The following is a 1,879-nucleotide window of genomic DNA, read 5'->3' on the forward strand; positions in this document are numbered from 1 at the left end:
AGGACAGCCAAATCCACGCCACTTTCCCAACGGCGAATGCCGGGCTGGGTTGTTAAGTAGCGCCATTGCTCCGCGCCGGACAGCGCCGAATCCTGCATGGAACTCCAGGCCAAAGCCAGACCGGCAAAGCCTATCCAAATCGCCGCCGCGTCGGCGCCGTCCAGCAAGCGGCTAACCGGCAGCACGAACCACGGCGACTGAAATTGAAAGCCCCAGCCGATCTCTGACCCGGCGGTTTTGACGGCCGTCAGCATGCCGGCCAACGCAAGAAAACTGACGACCACGCCGGCCAGATAGGTCCAACCGTGCAAGCGGGCAATGCGGCGTTCTTGCGCGGCTTGTTCCACCAGCGCCAAGGCTTTCAACGACAGCACCGGAAACACGCAAGGCATCAAATTCAGAATCAAGCCGCCGGCCAGTGCCAGCAGCAATGCCAGCGGCAAATCAACGGCATCGCCGCTTGATTCATTGCCGGCAGGCGCCAACGGAGCCGCGGCGGTTTGCGCCGATGCCGGCGCCGTGGCGGCCATCACGCCCGCCGGCCAGGGTGCCCGGACCGCATATCCACGCCGATCGCCGCCCGCCCCGACCACCAGCAAGCCCGATAGGTTTTGGCCGGCGGCCAGGGCCTGGTCGCCGGGATGCAGGCTAAGCGATACGCCGTCGCCGTCCAGAGACTTCGTTTGCTCGGCGCCATGCGCGACCGGGCCCCAAGCGTCCGGATAGAACTCCAGCTTTTGACCGGCCAATACCTGCGCATTGGCCAAGCGCAGTTGGGCGCGGTCGCCGGCGGCGATCAATTCGGCCGGCCACGGTGCCGGTCGCGGCCAAGCCGTCCTCATCGCCGCGACCAACGGATGTTCGGCCCCGACCGCGCTGGTTTTATCCACCACCGGCAGTTCCATCGTCAGGCTGGCCTGCTGAGGAATGCAGATTTCCTCGCATACCAACCAGTTGACTTCGGCCGTTATCCGCAATGGCAAGCCAACCGGCGTGGTTTCGGCGATCGTCAACGGCGACAGCAAGGTGACCTGGTCCTGGTAGCCGTAATTGACTACCGGTCCCAATACGAATTTTTCCGGCGTCGGCCATTCAATCTCGCCGACGTTCGCGCCCGGCGGCAGTTGGTATTGAATGCGGGTCGGCAAACCGGAATCGCCCGGATTTTTCCAATAGGTATGCCAATGCGGAATGATGTTCTGGTGGATGCCGATCCAGATCCGATCGCCGGGCCGCACCGCCTCCGCCGAAGCCAGCAACTCGACCTCGACTTGATCGGTTTTCGCGGTGGTCGCGGCGCGAGCGGTCGCCGATATCGATCCGACACAAAACGCTATGGCAATGATGGCTTGGGCTATGCCCGACATGATGATTGACTCCGGTACGAGATAGGCCCGGTCGGTGAAGACCTGGCCGTGACTGTAGCGGGCATGTGCAGATTTCATGCCGCCGCTTACGTCCGGCATGGCCGGGGGTTTTCGACGCCTGAGACCACGACGCGCTGTTGCCGGCTCAGCAGTCAGTCAACAGTCGCTGACCCTGTACCAACAATCCGTCGCCGTTCACTGTCCTGAACAAGCATTTACGCCCGGGATCTGGCCGCATTCGCTACCCGGCCTATTAGGAGTGCCAAACCTAGGTTTGGCACTCCGGGTTTGCGGTATTGCGTGGCAGCAAACCCCGCCTTTCCCATCCGGATAGCACGAATTTCAAGCGCATGGCACAGGTTTTGCCGGTTGAGGGCTTATCGGCATCCCATTCATTCGACCACTAACCAGGAGTCACCATGCGCAACACCCTCATCGCCGCCAGCCTCGGCACCGTATATGGACTCCTCCCCAATTGCAAGCCAAGATTACCAAAAATAATGATTCCAACA

General features: G+C 61.7%; 1 protein-coding gene. It reads right to left on the bottom strand.

Going from position 1 to position 1,879, the window contains the following annotated elements; translation table 11 throughout:
* Positions 1-1,445: protein-disulfide reductase DsbD domain-containing protein (locus AC3B8H_RS20895; RefSeq protein WP_488443436.1), on the bottom strand; the 1,445-nt coding region annotated here is incomplete at its 3' end.
* Positions 1,446-1,879 lie beyond the last annotated feature (434 nt).

This window comes from Methylomonas sp. BG-2, assembly GCF_057766305.1.